Origin of the sequence: Mesorhizobium sp. M0751 (genome assembly GCF_040320265.1) — a bacterium.
GTDB lineage: Bacteria > Pseudomonadota > Alphaproteobacteria > Rhizobiales > Rhizobiaceae > Mesorhizobium.
On record NZ_JAMYPH010000009.1, the window covers coordinates 1 to 14,924 of the forward strand.

General features: G+C 58.5%; 10 protein-coding genes and 2 pseudogenes. 7 read left to right on the top strand and 5 right to left on the bottom strand.

Annotated features, from left to right (window positions below; all coding sequences use genetic code 11):
• Positions 1 to 204 precede the first annotated feature (204 nt).
• The 3 genes from NKI19_RS15615 to NKI19_RS15625 all read right to left on the bottom strand — a co-directional run bounded on the left by NKI19_RS15615 (position 205) and on the right by NKI19_RS15625 (position 3,136).
• Positions 205 to 1,791 carry a hypothetical protein gene (locus tag NKI19_RS15615; protein ID WP_352474457.1) on the bottom strand — a complete coding sequence of 529 codons (1,587 nt, stop codon included), beginning with the start codon at positions 1,789 to 1,791 and terminating at the stop codon, positions 205 to 207.
• A 250-nt stretch (positions 1,792 to 2,041) separates the two neighbouring features.
• A complete protein-coding gene (locus NKI19_RS15620) occupies positions 2,042 to 2,767 on the bottom strand; it encodes a thermonuclease family protein (RefSeq protein WP_352951177.1) in 726 nt (241 codons plus the stop codon).
• A 96-nt stretch (positions 2,768 to 2,863) separates the two neighbouring features.
• The gene (locus NKI19_RS15625; RefSeq protein WP_352467052.1) at positions 2,864 to 3,136 is read right to left on the bottom strand and encodes a hypothetical protein; all 273 of its coding nucleotides are present in this window, start codon (positions 3,134 to 3,136) and stop codon (positions 2,864 to 2,866) included.
• Between the two features lie 921 nt (positions 3,137 to 4,057).
• Here NKI19_RS15625 and NKI19_RS15630 point away from each other — a divergent pair.
• Positions 4,058 to 4,336: pseudogene (locus tag NKI19_RS15630) on the top strand (integrase core domain-containing protein); the annotation flags it as partial.
• A 123-nt stretch (positions 4,337 to 4,459) separates the two neighbouring features.
• On the opposite strand, the gene gmd reads toward NKI19_RS15630, so the two are convergent.
• Together gmd and NKI19_RS15640 are read right to left on the bottom strand one after the other, a co-directional pair.
• Positions 4,460 to 5,530 (bottom strand): GDP-mannose 4,6-dehydratase, encoded by a 1,071-nt coding sequence (gene gmd / locus NKI19_RS15635; RefSeq protein WP_352474458.1) that lies wholly within the window; start codon positions 5,528 to 5,530, stop codon positions 4,460 to 4,462.
• Between the two features lie 141 nt (positions 5,531 to 5,671).
• Positions 5,672 to 5,973: pseudogene (locus NKI19_RS15640) on the bottom strand (nodulation factor ABC transporter ATP-binding protein NodI); the annotation flags it as partial.
• 888 nt (positions 5,974 to 6,861) lie between these two features.
• Between NKI19_RS15640 and NKI19_RS15645 the strand changes: the two are divergent.
• From NKI19_RS15645 to NKI19_RS15670, 6 genes are all read left to right on the top strand, one after another.
• Complete coding sequence (locus NKI19_RS15645; protein ID WP_156937465.1) at positions 6,862 to 7,224, top strand: hypothetical protein; 363 nt, start codon at positions 6,862 to 6,864, stop codon at positions 7,222 to 7,224.
• 393 nt (positions 7,225 to 7,617) lie between these two features.
• Complete coding sequence (locus tag NKI19_RS15650) at positions 7,618 to 8,607, top strand: nodulation protein NodZ (RefSeq protein ID WP_352951168.1); 990 nt, start codon at positions 7,618 to 7,620, stop codon at positions 8,605 to 8,607.
• A 241-nt stretch (positions 8,608 to 8,848) separates the two neighbouring features.
• On the top strand, positions 8,849 to 10,264 hold the full coding sequence (locus tag NKI19_RS15655) for a mannose-1-phosphate guanylyltransferase/mannose-6-phosphate isomerase (protein ID WP_031212902.1): 1,416 nt from the start codon (positions 8,849 to 8,851) through the stop codon (positions 10,262 to 10,264).
• Between the two features lie 665 nt (positions 10,265 to 10,929).
• On the top strand, positions 10,930 to 11,103 hold the full coding sequence (locus tag NKI19_RS15660) for a hypothetical protein (protein WP_352474479.1): 174 nt from the start codon (positions 10,930 to 10,932) through the stop codon (positions 11,101 to 11,103).
• Between the two features lie 347 nt (positions 11,104 to 11,450).
• Positions 11,451 to 11,909, top strand: coding sequence for a (2Fe-2S)-binding protein (locus NKI19_RS15665; protein WP_352467057.1), 459 nt, complete (start codon positions 11,451 to 11,453; stop codon positions 11,907 to 11,909).
• Between the two features lie 3 nt (positions 11,910 to 11,912).
• A complete protein-coding gene (locus NKI19_RS15670; RefSeq protein WP_352474459.1) occupies positions 11,913 to 14,114 on the top strand; it encodes a xanthine dehydrogenase family protein molybdopterin-binding subunit in 2,202 nt (733 codons plus the stop codon).
• Positions 14,115 to 14,924 lie beyond the last annotated feature (810 nt).

Consider the following 14,924-nt stretch of genomic DNA (forward strand, 5'->3'; position numbering starts at 1 on the left):
CCGCACGGGCTCGGACCTCGGGAGAGAACTTGTTGGTCGTCTTGCTTGTCATGGCTCCACCTTCTCAGGAGTTGGAGCCTCCGATCAACCCGGGGCGGTTCACTCGCTCGGGCTGTCTTCTCTTGGGCCGCGGCTTGAGCCTGCAAGGTTGGAATCGCTGACCTTTTGACGGCGAGATCGACGGCTTGCTCAAGCAGGGTGGTATTATGCCGGACGAGCACTTTTGCGACCCTTCATTGATACCGTCACGAGGTCTGAGACCTCAGGCGGCAAATCCTGGTCGAGGGCCTTGCGAAGGACTTCGGGATCATCGGTGAAGAGCGGAACATAGAGGATCTCTTTGACCACCTTTTCCACAGGCACCTCAACCCGCTTCTCAACCTCTTTCTCGACCATAACTTCGACTGGTACCTTAATCGTTCGAATTCGGCGCCACCGCCAACTCAGAAGCATTCTGCGGAGCAGCCTGGAAGTCTTGCTGTCTGAATTGTCCTCTTCTCGGGCGGCAATGCGCTGGAGCGCTAGAGCGACCATTGCCGTAATTGGTCCCGCGAGCGCGGCGATGAGCGCGAGCGAGCCGAACCAAATCACAGAGATTATTCCGGCCTGTGCCTCAGTCACCAGTTCAGGTTTGCTGCCGTACCACCGTGAGGCAATACGGCGGACCTGATCTGTCCGCGCCATTGGGATCCGCTCCTTGGCCAAGGCGCTGAGGGCTTTGGCAATCTGGTCCTGTCTGACCTGGTTTTGCGCCGAGGTGTTTGCCTTGTTGGCTTCTGCCGCCTGGGCATCTGCGAGCCGTTTGCCCGCTTCATCCAATCGACGCTGCCAAGCCGCGGCATCACTATCGCGCGTTTGCTCCAGAGACGAACGCCTATCGACAAGCTTCTGCCTCTGGTCAGTAGTCATAGGAGGGCTATTTGCCCGCAAACGATCGAAATTTTCGCGCAGCGCAGCAATCTCTTGATCGAGCGGCTCAATCCGAGTGTCGAACTTGGTGATAATTTTCGTGCGGGGGTTGGCAAGTTTAGCCACTTCCGATTCTAGCCTGCGTGCCGAGTCGCTGTCGCCTGAATCGCGCGCCATCTTGATACGTTCAACAAAGCTGTCGCGTTGGCGCTCAAACTGATCGACAGCGTCTTTAACTTCGCGATCACGCTGTTGAATCAGCGCCGATCGAACAGCATTTTTCTCATCCACTTGATCGCGAACACGCGAGGCCTCTGGAGTAAGGGCTGTCGTTCCCTCCAATTCCGCATTGGCCTCGGCAATTTGCGACTGAGAGGTCGCACGCGATTTTTCTGCAAGAGAGGTCAGCTGCTCAATTTCGGAACGGGCTTGATCGACCTGATCGGCTCTTCGACCAAGTTCGTCAGCAGAGGCGAGCTTTGTCGCTTCCTGCTCAAGGGCATCAATCTTGTTTACGAGCTCCTCATAACGCAGCTGACGCAATGCGCCTGCCCTCTCCATCCCCATAAAGACAGTTTCGAAAGTGATGCCTGCAAGAACCAGGAGGAAGACCAAGATTATGGGCTTCCAGAGCCAAGACGCGCTGAAAAGCAGTGTAGCTATCGGTATCTTGGTGAGCTCCGCGATTGCCACCATGAGAAAGGGTGCACTGGCGAGCGTCAAATCCATTGCAGTGACAGACTCGCTTGCAGAAAACGCTTGTACGCCTAATGCTACACCTGTCGTAAGACCAATCGCTGCGGCCGCAATCTCTAGGGCCCAGGCACCACGGTAGGTCCACTGGCCATAGCTTGCCAGCTTTTGACTCATCACAGTCTGCATTTTACTCGCCCCCCGACAGGGCAACATCACGCCTTGATCGCCTGCCAGCATACATTTAACGGTTTTGAAAGTCTTAGTTAAGGCGTCTCTTCTCTCTATTGTCGCAATAACTTTTTCTGCCCTTCAGATATAGAATACCTCGTCAAAAAAATGGGGTTAGCAGACCGCGTCGCCCATGCATGGTTTTCGTTGGATCGGTGTAAGCGGAAAGCCGAACAGGCCGTAGCGCGCTTACTCCGTTACATTTCAGCTAGCAGAGTGTTTCGCATGCGATCCCATCCTTGTCGCGATCGAGTTTTCCGCCCCATGAGCAGTTTTGCAGGTACCAGTTGGCTTCGTCGCAGGAACCGATCTGCTTGCACGTTCTCCGCGGCTCGCAAGAATAGCCGCTCTGCGCGACCAGCTTACGGCTGATGATGCCCAGCGGGCGACTCGACGGCGCCGCGCCGTCGGCGTGCGCAGCGCGCCATTCCCAGGGTGCCTGAAACGTCCCGGCCCACAGGCCGATCTTTGAGGCTTGGGCTTGCGCCTGCTGCCCCCCATAGGCGCCCTGGCTGTAGTGAGGCCAATCCAGCGCCTGGCCGTGCTTGACCATCCAGGCGGCCACGCCCGCGCCGTCGGCGCGCCGACAATCGCCGACAAAGCGGTGGTAGCGGTCCCACGTCACGAATGTGCATTCGAGCGGCCTCGACGCGGCCAGGAAAGTGTCCAGCGCTTCGGCCGATCGCCGGCCGCAAGGATACTCGGCGCCATTCGCATCGCGGCACAGCTGCCGGCCCTCTGGCGCGTCGATGCCGTTGAAGCGGACGCGCTGGCCGTGGATTTCGATCGTATCGCCGTCAATGACGGAAGCGACACCGGTAAGCGAGGCGGGCGCCGCCCTTTGTGGGCTGGCCTTTGATGCATCGTCGCTACGTTGCGCGCCCGACGGCGCCAGGAAGGCGGCCACCGCCGCCGCTGCCGTAAGACCGAGCATTGCCGGCACGCTCGCAAGTTGGCGCCGCCACAGCTTGGCACCGGTGGGTCTCTGCCACCGATTGGATCGATATTTGCGGTATGGCCTGCTCATCCGCTACGCCGACCAGCCCGGCCATGCGCTGTCGACCATGGGCAGGCCGGCGCAATAGTAATCGTCAACGAACCGCCCGGTGGACCGGTCGCGGCAGCGCCAGATAACGCTGTAGTTCTGGCCATAGAATTGGTCCCACGCGACGCCATAGGTTTGTGGTGGCGGTGGCCGGTAATATGTTCCGCCTCCATAGCCGTTGTTGGCAGCGACACCCACAGCTGCGCCGCCGACAGCCGCGATCGCTATGCCTGTCGCGACAGCATTGTCGGTTTGCACAAGCCTGGTGCACCTCTCTGCTGTTGCGCCCCTGCGCACTAGAAGGGCCGCTACCCTGCTACGATACTGTTCGTCCGTGCTGCTGGCGAGAACGTGACATAGCGCAACGGTATTCATTGCCGTGAGATCGCTGTCCGACACGACAGCGGTCGTAGAGCAGCCGCTGACGCACAGGGCTGCACTTGCGATGAGTGCTCCAATTTTCATGTGAATCCCCCAAACAAATATTGGGGCGAGTCCGACCTAGAAGTCCAGAGTTTTGTTTTTCACTTTGCTACGATTCACAGCATGCTGCGGCTAGCTGGCATCCACTGCAACCAACCCTTCCGCCGGTCGTTGACTGATGCTGGGTTGATCTCAGCCACTCCAGAACTTGCCCGCTGGCTCAAAACCGGCGGGCTTTTTTTCCGCGACGCCGGAAGGCTCTATCTCGCCGTATGTTGTGGTACATCGGCACGCCGTCATCGGGCCGTGCCGTTGACCGAGGTGGTCCCTCCGCCATGGTCGGCCGGCGCAGCCTTGACCGTCCGCGCGGGCCATCCCAATCAAGCCCGCTGGCTTCGGTCGGCGGCTTTTTATTTGATGCCCGGCGCCGTCGGCTTGGATCTAGATCCTCGCCAGTGCCGGATTGAAGGTAAGCTGCGGCGGTATGATCGCACTTCGCGCGGGACGGACCATTGGTGTGCAGCAAGAGCGCCGAGTTCATTCGGCCAAGATTCTGCACTAGGCCGAGGTAGGTGAAGGCAGATAGCTATCCGGTAATCGCTGAGATATTGGAGATAATGTTCCCCCATGGAGGTGTGTACCAGTATTATAAGTTTCCAAACTTCATGTACGAACGCCGTGGACGAGCTGCTGTGTGCGCTTGCCGTAAATCGCTTCCGCGAGTTCACAGTCGGAGGTTGGCTAGGACCCTAACGCGAGAGCTTCAACGGCCCCCTTCGCGATGAACTCCTCAACGAGACGCGGTTCACGTCCCTGGCCCAGGCCCGCGCGAGGCTCAATGTATGGCGCGCCGATTACAACGGCGCGCGTCCGCACTCGCACATCGGATGGCAGACACCCAACGAATGTGCATCGACCTTCAACCCGCGACGGTCGCTCGCGCTGCGCAACGTGAAACGCTCCGCGCCAGCACCCGTCGCGTCCACCGGCCATCAGGGCAAATCCACCCCCGGAAACGAACTCACGACTGGATAGAATTGGGGGAAACGTCAGGGCGGCCATAACTTTGCAGTCTTCAGACGCGAGGCGGCCTACAACAGCGCTGCCCACCATGCTTGTGGCCCGCGACCCACACGGCTTTTCCCTTCAGATCGTACATTATGCTTCCTTCATGATTACCGATGTCTGCATGACCTTGAGGTCTTCCCGCACCATTTCCGCGGCGAGCTCGCGCACGGATGTCTCATGCACCCAGCCGAGCTTCTCCTTCGCCTTGGTGGCATCGCCCAGGAGAAGATCGACTTCCGTGGGGCGGAAGTAGCGTGGGTCTACCTGGACTAGGCATCTGCCGGTCTCGACATCATAGCCCTTTTCGTCGACTCCCTCACCACGCCATTCGAGCGCGACGCCGACATCTTCGAAAACCCATTCGACGAATTGGCGGACAGGGGTCGTCTTGCCCGTCGCCAGCACGTAATCATCCGGTTGATCCTGCTGCATCATCATCCACATACCACGCACGTACTCACGCGCATGGCCCCAATCGCGTTGAGCATCCAGATTGCCGAGATAAAGCTTGTCCTGCTTGCCGAGGTAGATAGCAGCGGCGGCGCGGGTGATCTTGCGCGTCACAAAAGTTTCGCCGCGCAGTGGGCTTTCATGATTGAAGAGAATGCCGTTGGAAGCATGGATACCATAGGCCTCGCGATAGTTGACCACGATCCAGTAGGCGTAGAGCTTGGCGGCGGCGTAAGGGCTGCGCGGATAAAAGGGCGTTGTTTCGTTCTGCGGTACGGATTGCACGAGGCCGTAGAGCTCTGAAGTCGAGGCCTGATAGAAGCGGGTCTTGTCCTTCAGACCGAGGAGGCGGATCGCCTCAAGAAGTCGCAATGTTCCGATACCGTCGGCGTTTGCTGTGTATTCCGGCGTTTCGAACGACACCTGGACATGGCTCTGAGCGGCCAAGTTGTAAATCTCGTCTGGCTGGGATTCCTGAACTACTCGGATGAGATTAGTCGCATCAGTGAGGTCACCGTAATGCAAAATTAGGCGCGGATCGGGATCGTGCGGGTCTTGGTAGATGTCTTCGATGCGACCCGTGTTGAAGGAAGAGGAACGTCGCTTAATCCCATGAACGACGTAGCCTTTTTCCAGCAGAAGACGGGTAAGATAGGCACCATCCTGTCCCGTTATGCCCGTAACCAGAGCAACTTTCCTGTTCTCGCCCATTTTCTTCCTGCTCTATTATAGTTGAAGTTTCGACTCCGGCTCGCCACACCGCCAGCAAACTGCGGCCCGCCCCATACCCTATGGTAGGATTTCGACAGATGCGACGCGGAGCTCGTCATTGACAGTGTCAGCCAGCGAGCACACCTGCTCCTGCTTGGAGGCATAGCAAAACAGAGTCTCGCCGCTAACCTGCCTAAGTCGCACATGCGGCCTGAGTGCCGAACTCAGCTCACGGGGTGAGCGACATAGATTTCAATCACGTCGCACCCGATTTGCTCATCAATCAGCGAGTGAGGACGCACGTCCGTTCTCAAGCACGCAGGTCGGTTGCATAGCCGCTCCGCTTCTTCCACGAAGTGGGTGGCCAGTAGAATCGTCTTGCCCTGCGCCAACAGGGCACGTAGCCATTCCCAGATAAAATGGCGGGCATGTGGGTCCAAGCCGACAACTCCACCTTACCGCTCTCTTGCGCTAACCAAGTAATCTTAATCATTGCCTGCTTCAGCGTCTTCTAATGGAAATTGTTTTGATCAGTGAAATCGATTGTTTGGATGAGGTGCATCCATAAAATGGATTGTTTGACAGGGCAGCGCGGCACATCGGCGGCACAAAGTCGTGGGCGCGAGGTTTCGCTCCGCGCGAAGACAAAGTTCGTGGCAGTCGGGGGCTTTGGGCGAACCGCACATTTGAGACGGCGGCGAAAAGCCGGGTAGGGCATTACGTATTGACCTCCAAGGAATTTCGGGCGCGCTAGCCCGAAAACGGTAGCTGGGCTTCAACGATGGGGGGACGAGGCGACCATCAAACTGTGTTTCATACTGTAGGCGATCGCAGTGCGGCGAATTTGAACGGCCGCCTTTGCCAGCCCTCGCCATCGCATCCGGCTACAGGTGCCGAAGATCTTCTCGATCCGAGTACAAATTCTGTGGATCGGTTGGTTCCAGGCGTCGAGCTTTCGGCCTCGTCGCGCCCCCACAGCGGTTGCGACGATGCGCGGCCTTCCACCCTTGGCGCGCACCGCGTCGCCGAGATGATTGCCTCGGTAGGCGCTGTCGGCAAACACTTCGCCGGGATTGTCGGGCAGAGCATCAGGAACGGCGTTGCCGTCCTCGGTGTGGGCGCCGTGACGGCGATCTCCTCGACAAGGGCCGTATCGGCGTAGGCACCGAAATGGGCTTTGAAGCAATGAAACGCTGGTCGGCGCTTGTACTTGACCCAATGGCCCTCTTCATCATCTTCGCTGGCCGAGGCGATGATCGCCGCATCGACAGGCGTGCCGATCTTCACCTGGATCGCTGAACTGGCGGGTGATCTCGGCGAACAACAGGGTCATGAACCTCAAGGGCCTGTCGAAAACGGACGAGAGCGGGTTCGCACAGGTGTCGGCTCCGACACCGAGAACCCGCAGAACCGTCGGAACGATCCTCCACATGGCTGCAGACGCCAAAATTCCTCTCTCGGCCGTCGTCGCACAGCATCGCGTGCCAGTCGCTCAGTCCGGCCGGATCGAAAGCTATCCGGTCGACACGAGTTGCGCCATGTTGGCGCACTTGAAAGCGTCAGAGGGCGCTGTGTCGCATCTTTCGATGGGACCGGACGCCATGATGGCCATAAATGACGTGGATGGCCTGCGCCTGACATTCGACGGCTGGCGGGTCCTGCACATCCGTCCTTCAGGAAACGCCCGCAAATGACATGTTACGTTGAGGCAGTTAAGAATTGGACTTGAAAAAGGGACTTTGTGGACTGCCTCGAACGGCTGTTTCGCTTAGCAAAGCGCGGCCTCGCGTCAGCAGAGGCCCATCGTCAAGGAATGCCTTAGTATCCAACACATGGATGGGCCACATCCACGCAATCAATTTTACAGATGTCGCCCGGCGCATTAGAGAACGCTGAATTTAACCGGAAGCGGGAGTACCCGGCGTCAAGATTTGCGAGCGTCACAGAGATAAGGATAGGCAGTGCAGAGGGAGCTCTTCTGCCCCACGCGCAGCCTCTACCAAATCGCCCGGCGTAACGGTCGACTAGTATCGATTAAGAGATCCCAAGCCAGATGCAACCTCGTCTCTGAAACGAAATTTCCGAAAATGCAGGTCAGTGGATTGGTAAAGCGCAGGTTCGTCGTCTCTCAGAGGCGTACGGGGTTCGGTGATTGTCTATGGTCGCTGGCGGCCGCTTGGCGCTACGCTCAGCGGTCGGGACGAACGCTAGCCGTCGACTGGCGCGGGTCCTGCTATCTCGACCAACCCTTCACAAATGCCTTTCCGGTGTTCTTCGAACCGATCAATGACATCGCTGGCGTACCGGCTATTTGCGACGACCGGGTCAACGACTTTTCCTTCCCGGGTCCATTCTTCCCGGAGTGGTGGAATAGGCCAGCGATCGACTGCCTTTACCGCCCAGATGAGCAGATTTTCCAAGAGCGCGACGAGTTGGGCGAGCTCTTTCAGGCCGAACACGATGTCGAAGCGAACACAGTAGTGTGTGACGCTTGCTTGATGTGGCGCTGCGATGAGGATGCCGAGCGGCAGGTCTTCCAGAGTGTCAAGCCTCGGTCTGAAATTCAAACACGCATAAATGCCATTTACCAAGAATGTTTTGAGGGGCACAGCATCATCGGGGTTCATGTTCGACATGGTAACGGTGAAGACATCATGGACCATGCGCCCTACTGGGCCGATCCGGAGTTCGCCGTTCGACAAGTGTGCACTGCGGTTGATAAGGCTAAAGCGTTACCGCACCCCAAGCCTGTGCGGCTGTTCTTGTGCACGGACAGCGCGCAAATCCTGGATCACCTGTCGGCCAGGTTTCCCGATCTTCTCACCGTCCCCAAGCATTTCCGATCCGATCAAGACGGCCCCTTACACACTGCAGCACTTGGGATGGACGGCGCAATTTCCGCCCTCGTTGAGATGTATCTTCTCGGGCGCTGCGATACTGTAATTCGGTTTCCTCCGACGAGCGCCTTTACACGATATGCACGCCTTTTCGTACCACGCGTAATTGAGTTCGATCTGAAGGAGCCAAGTCGTTTGATTTTGATAGAAGACAGCCAAAGAATCTCTGGTCTCAGTTAAGACCCGTCACCTGCACAATTCGGCGGATGCAACCAACAGCATAGTTGAATGTCCATTTCTCATCGAGGCCATGGAAGCGTCGTACGATACCGATAGCGTCGTCATCTGAGGCCGTTCGGCAACGCGCCAGAACTTCGCTGTTACTCGGAGGCCGCAGACCAAGCCAGAGCGACGGCGATCGTGACGCTAACGCTCGAAAGGGCGCGGGCAATCACTCCAGAGACGAAATCGAGGTTGTTATATGAAAGTGGTTCCCGTCATCATCAGCGGCGGAGCCGGATCGCGGCTATGGCCCGCCTCAAGGCAATCGCACCCTAAACCTTTCCTCAAAGTGGCAGACGGGCATTCACTGATGCAGCACACTGTGTTGCGCGCCGGTTCGATAAAGGGCGTAGTGGAACTCGTCGCCGTGACATCTGGGGAACACCTCTTCCTTACCAAGGACGACTTCGACGAACTAGAGTCCGTGGTCCTGCCACGCACCTTTCTGCTCGAGCCTGAAGGCCGGGATACGGCCGCAGCCGTTGCGGCAGCCGCCATCCATGCCAAGGCGACGCAAGGCCCTGACGCGATTCTATGCGTCTTCCCAGCCGATCACATGGTTGGCAACCTGCCTGCATTTTTAGACGTCATGTGCCGGGCCATCGAACATGCGAAGCTCGGGCGGATCGCCACATTGGGCATCACCCCAACCAGACCGGACACGGCATTCGGCTATATCGAAGCGGATGGTGAGAAAGTCGTCCGTTTCGTTGAAAAACCGGATCTGGACACAGCCAAAGCCTATGTCGCGTCCAAGCGCTTCTTTTGGAACGCCGGCATTTTCTGCTTTAGCGCACAAACCATGCTCGACGAGATGGCATCGCATTGCCCCGCGGTGATCCAGGCCGTCTCCGACAGCTACGAGAACGGCCGCTTCAGTCAAGGCGAAGGCTTTGCCAAGATCGAACTCGCGCCTGAGCATTTCGGCTCCGCCCCGCGAATCTCGCTCGACTACGCTGTCATGGAGAAGACGAACAAACTTGCCGTGGTTGCCTGCGACATGGATTGGAACGACATCGGATCCTGGAACGCAATGGCCGATTTGATCGCCCCCGACGAAAGCGGGAACAGGATACGCGGCGATGTGCATATGGTCGACACGACCGGCAGCTATGTGAGCTCCGACAAGCGCGTCATCGGCACGGTCGGCGTCAGCGATCTGGTGATCGTCGATTCCCCGGACGCTTTGCTTGTCGCATCCCGCGACCGCGTTCAGGACGTCAAGAAGCTGTTCGAGGGCCTCAAGGCTTCAGGACATGAAGCTCACCTGGTCCATAGCACGGTACACCGGCCGTGGGGTACCTACACGGTTCTTGAGGAAGGCGAGCGCTTCAAGATCAAACGCATCGAGGTGAAGCCCGGTCGGCGGCTGAGCCTGCAGATGCACTATCATCGTTCGGAGCACTGGGTCGTGGTCAGCGGCTCCGCGAAAATCGTCAATGGCGAGCAGGAGTTGTTCCTGGCGACAAACGAATCAGCCTACATCCCCTGCGGCCATAAGCATCGGCTGGAGAACCCAGGCAGAATTGACCTGGTGATCATTGAAGTGCAGAGCGGCGATTATCTCGGCGAGGATGATATCGTTCGCTTCGACGACGTATATGGTCGAACGTAGATTTCACCCGCGTGACGAGAACGGTCAACGTGTCGCTGACTAATTACCACTAGGAAGCCCGTCTGCCCACTCAGGACCGGATGCTTGTGGAATCGGGAATTGACCAAGGCAGGGCGAATGACCGCAATCGGCATCAGGGGTGGGACAAATCAACCGGAAAAGACCGGAGAGCATAGTAACGCAACACAGTCCCACTGTCGAATAGCCTTTGATATTTCTGACTTTCCAAGCACCCTCAGGGCCCACCAAAATTATATCAATGGCTTATGGCCGACTTCGCTCTGAAGTGGGCCAAATCGACCTCGCTATCCCCGCAGCACTCAGTTCGATTGTTTTCGCATGAAAACGAGCAAGGACAGGGGGAGGGCGATCTTGTGCTGGCTTCTATGTCCAATCTTGCTCCTGTTCGTCGTCAGGTTGTGTGCAGCCACATAGCGCGGCTATCGCGAGGCTGGAAGGCCTCCGATCGATAGGTGCGGCGAACGGCGGCAACGAGGTGCGAATAGGATGGCTGAGCGTATGATCGAGAATACCGCAGTTGCGGTCTAGCGCGAAATGCAGCGTCTGTGACTCATCGGTCATTGCAGCGGGAATCATGGCCCTAAGCCGCCCTTCATCAGCCCACCAGCGCCCAGAAGAAGGCGAAGATCCGTCACAATGCCTACCTGTACCAAGGCTTCAAGCAGTTCACCGCGAATGGGAAGACCGCCAGCCATTGCTTCTTCATTTTCGGCCATTCGCTCGCTACGAATGACGACCACATCCTTAACCGCATAGCGCGTGGCAAGTTTCTGGCACCTATGGTGAACCAGCATCCGCGGATAACCAGCGGATCATGAACCACGCGAACGAGCTAGCGGTGCAGCGCAACGAAAAATCGCCGCTTGATGTCGTCTTTTATGATGCTGCTACAGTTCATGTCTGGGGTTTAGGCTTAGAAGCGGAATGACTGCCAACCAGGTCATCGAGCCGGAAACTGACCGGCCGGTGGGCCCAAAAATGACATTCAGTTGCCTCCAGCCTTTCGACACGAGCCACTTCACGATCTCGCGATTGCCAGCTAGCGGCTTGTTGCTCGAGCTGCGCGATCCTAGTCTGTGGTCGCTATGCCTCAGCAAGAAGAGTCCGGTTCCTAGCCGGGCGGAGGCGCAACGAGATAGCCAGCTCAGGACAAGGAGAGCAAGCCATGGTCGCTTTTACCCTCAATGGCGAGGCGCGAACACTCGACGTCGATCCAGAGATGCCGCTGCTCTGGGCGATCCGTGACGGCATCGGACTCACAGGAACGAAATTCGGTTGCGGCCTTGCCCAGTGCGGCGCTTGCACGGTTCACGTTAACGGCATGCCGACGCGCTCGTGCCAGACCGCAGTCGGCGACATCGAAGGAGCCTCGATCACCACCATTGAGGGCGTGTCGGGCAAGATCGGCGAAACGGTCCAGGCCGTGTGGGCCGAGTTCGACGTACCTCAATGCGGCTATTGCCAGTCTGGCCAGATCATGTCGGCCGTGGCCCTCCTGACAGAGACGCCGAAGCCGACGGACGATGATATTGATTCGGCGATGAGCGGCAATCTCTGCCGCTGCGCCACCTATCATCGCATCCGCGCGGCCATCCACGAGACCGCCAACCGGCTGGAGACTTGAGGCATGTTGCAGTTTCTCCCGAAGCATAATGCCGTGGGGCCCACGCGGCGCCAGTTCCTCCTCGGCACGGCCGTCACCACCGCGGGCTTCGCCGTGGGCTACCGGCTAATGATGGCCGCGCCCGCCAACGCACAAACGACGCCTGCAGCGGTCCAGGCGAACCCCTTCCAGACCTATGTCGAGATCACACCGGAGAACCGAATCGTCATCCACTCGTCGCAGTTCGAGATGGGACAAGGCTCCTATTTCGGCATCGCCACCCTGGTTATGGAAGAGCTCGACGGCGCCTGGGCGCAGGTCCACGTGGTCGGCGGATATGGCAATACCGCGCTCTACGGCAATCTCGCCTGGGGCGGGGCCGCGCAGGGAACCGGTGGCTCCACGTCGATGAGCTCGTCGTGGGAGCGCTACCGCAAGGCGGGTGCTGCCGCACGGGCCATGCTGGTGGCGGCCGCGGCGCAGCGGTGGGACGTGCCAGCCGGCGAGATCACAGTCGCTTCCGGGGTCGTGTCGCACGCCTCAGGGATGCAGGCGCGCTTCGGTGACCTGGCTAAAGCCGCAGCGGGAATGCCGGTTCCCGACGACGTGCCGCTAAAGCCGCGCGACAAGTGGGCCCAGATCGGATCGGACAGCCTCAAGCGCTACGATTCCGCCGGCAAGACCAATGGCGCGCAGACCTACACGATCGACCTCAAGATAGATGGACTCAATACGGCCGTTATGATCCATCCGCCGAAGTTCGGCGCTGAGATCGAGAGCTTCGACGCCTCCAAGGCCAAGGCACTCGACGGCATTGTCGATGTCGTCCAGACGCCGCGCGGCATTGCCGTGGTCGGCAGGGACATGTGGACGGCGCTCAAGGGCCGCGATCTCGTGGAGGTGACCTGGAACGAAGAGAAGGCCGAAAGGCGCGGCACGGCCGAGATCATGGCCGAATACACTAAGGCAGCAGACGATCCGGGCGCGGCCACCGCGCGCGACGACGGTAACACTCCCGCAGCGTTGGCCAGTGCTGAGAAAGTCATCCAAGGGCACTACGAATTCCCCTATCTTGTCCATGCTTCGATCGAGCCACTCAACGCGGCCGCCCGAATCAACGAAGACGGCACCATCGACGTCTGGGGCGGACACCAGATGCCCGATCTTTATCAGGCGGCTGCCGCTCAAGTAGGCGGCACCACGCCGGACAAGGTGAGGCTGCACGTGATGAAGACCGGCGGCAGCTTCGGCCGCCGAGCGGTCTCGGACGCAGATCTCATTATCGAAGCTGTTTCCACAGCGCGTGCACTGGGACCCGGCAAGCCAGTGAAGGTGCAGTGGACCCGCGAGAACGACATGCGGGGTGGGCGGTACCGGCCGGTCTATGTGCACGCAGTCAAGGCGGGGCTCGACAAGGAAGGCAATGTCGTCGCTCTCCATGACCACATCGTGGGCCAATCGATCGCGGGCGGTTCGCCCTTTGCGGCGATGATCGAGAACGGCATCGATCCGACCTCCGTGGAGGGCGCCACCAACCTGCCCTATGCGATCCCGAACCTGAAGGTCGAGCTGACCACGACGGACGTGAACATCCCAGTGCTGTGGTGGCGTTCGGTAGGCTCCACCCACACCGCTTACGCAATGGAAACCCTGATTGATGAGCTCGCCGCCGCTGCGAACCGTGATCCGGTCGATTTCCGCTTGTCGATGCTCGGTCACCATCCACGGCATGCCGGCGTGCTGAAATTGGCTGCTGAGAAGGCAGGCTGGGACAAGCCTCTGCCGGAAGGCCGTTTCCGCGGCGTGGCCCTGCATGAAAGCCTCTCGACCTATGTCGCCGAGGTGGTGGAGATCACCTTCAACGATGCAAATGATTTCAAAGTCGACCGCGTCGTCTGCGCGGTAGATTGCGGCACCGCGATAAATCCTGACCAGATCCGCGCTCAGATGGAGGGCGGTATCGGCTTCGGGCTAGGCGCGATCCTCCAGGAGGAGCTGACCCTGACGGGCGGTGTCATAGACCAAGAGAACTACGACACCTATACGCCGCTCAGGATCGAGCAGATGCCGCGCGTCGAGGTGCACATTATGCCGTCCGACGAGCCGCCCACGGGCGTTGGCGAGCCCGGTGTGCCGCCGATCGGCCCGGCCGTCGCCAACGCGCTACGGGCGGCGACGGGCAAGACGATCCGCAAGCTGCCGATCATAAAGAACTTGTCAGCATAGCCGGGAATGACACCATGAAAACGGCCGCGATGAAGATCGCGGTCGTAGGTCGTTTTTGAACGCCTCCTGACAGGCGATCACCTCCATTCGATCAATTTCCGGCGGCTGCCCGGTCCAATATCCGGTTTAGAGACGGTAACCCGTGTTCTGAACGACCGCAGACGGTCGTTGGTGCTGGTAGCACTGAAGAACCGCTTTCGAGACGCAAATGCCGCACGCAAATGTCTCGAAAGGGTCACACTAGAGACTTTTGTACCACCTATTGCATGTCTGCTATCGCTTTCTGGGCGCGAGAAGCGGCCGGTCCTCTGACGGCCCCATAACAGGACATTGATGTCTTCGCGCTGAGCGTCAGCAGTTGGCTCTACCGCGACCTTTCTCAGGAAGGCTGCACACCGACGCGATCTTCCTTTCACCTTGCGCAAACCTCCCTTCCGAGTGAGGCGTTCAGCGCGTCGGCTTGGTGGACTGAGGCACTTCTGAGTGGGACAACAACATTGAAAAATATTGGAAAAGATTTGAATGCTCTGAAGTCCCACTGATCTCTTACCAATTGATTTTTATGGCTTTCTGAATACCCTCCGGGCCCACCATTGTCATTATTTATCAACGACTTAGAAAAATTTTACCTCGGTTAGCCATGTCATAACTGGCGAACCTTCATCCATGGAATTGATTTTGTTGATTTATGGTGGGCTACCGAGGACTCGCTGCAACCGAAGTGGAATGGACCGTAGGCGCCAAGAGGCGCGTTGAGATCAAAAGCTCGATCGCGATGGGTCTGAAGCTTCCTCTTGGCGCTGAACGCTA

Bases quoted from the DNA above. Each gene is read 5' to 3' on its own strand.
- NKI19_RS15615 (WP_352474457.1), bottom strand. From the start codon at position 1,791: ATGCAGACTGTGATGAGTCAAAAGCTGGCAAGCTATGGCCAGTGGACC.
- NKI19_RS15620 (WP_352951177.1), bottom strand. From the start codon at position 2,767: ATGCTCGGTCTTACGGCAGCGGCGGCGGTGGCCGCCTTCCTGGCGCCG.
- gmd (WP_352474458.1), bottom strand. From the start codon at position 5,530: ATGGGCGAGAACAGGAAAGTTGCTCTGGTTACGGGCATAACGGGACAG.
- NKI19_RS15645 (WP_156937465.1), top strand. From the start codon at position 6,862: ATGAACCTCAAGGGCCTGTCGAAAACGGACGAGAGCGGGTTCGCACAG.
- NKI19_RS15650 (WP_352951168.1), top strand. From the start codon at position 7,618: ATGCAGGTCAGTGGATTGGTAAAGCGCAGGTTCGTCGTCTCTCAGAGG.
- NKI19_RS15655 (WP_031212902.1), top strand. From the start codon at position 8,849: ATGAAAGTGGTTCCCGTCATCATCAGCGGCGGAGCCGGATCGCGGCTA.
- NKI19_RS15665 (WP_352467057.1), top strand. From the start codon at position 11,451: ATGGTCGCTTTTACCCTCAATGGCGAGGCGCGAACACTCGACGTCGAT.
- NKI19_RS15670 (WP_352474459.1), top strand. From the start codon at position 11,913: ATGTTGCAGTTTCTCCCGAAGCATAATGCCGTGGGGCCCACGCGGCGC.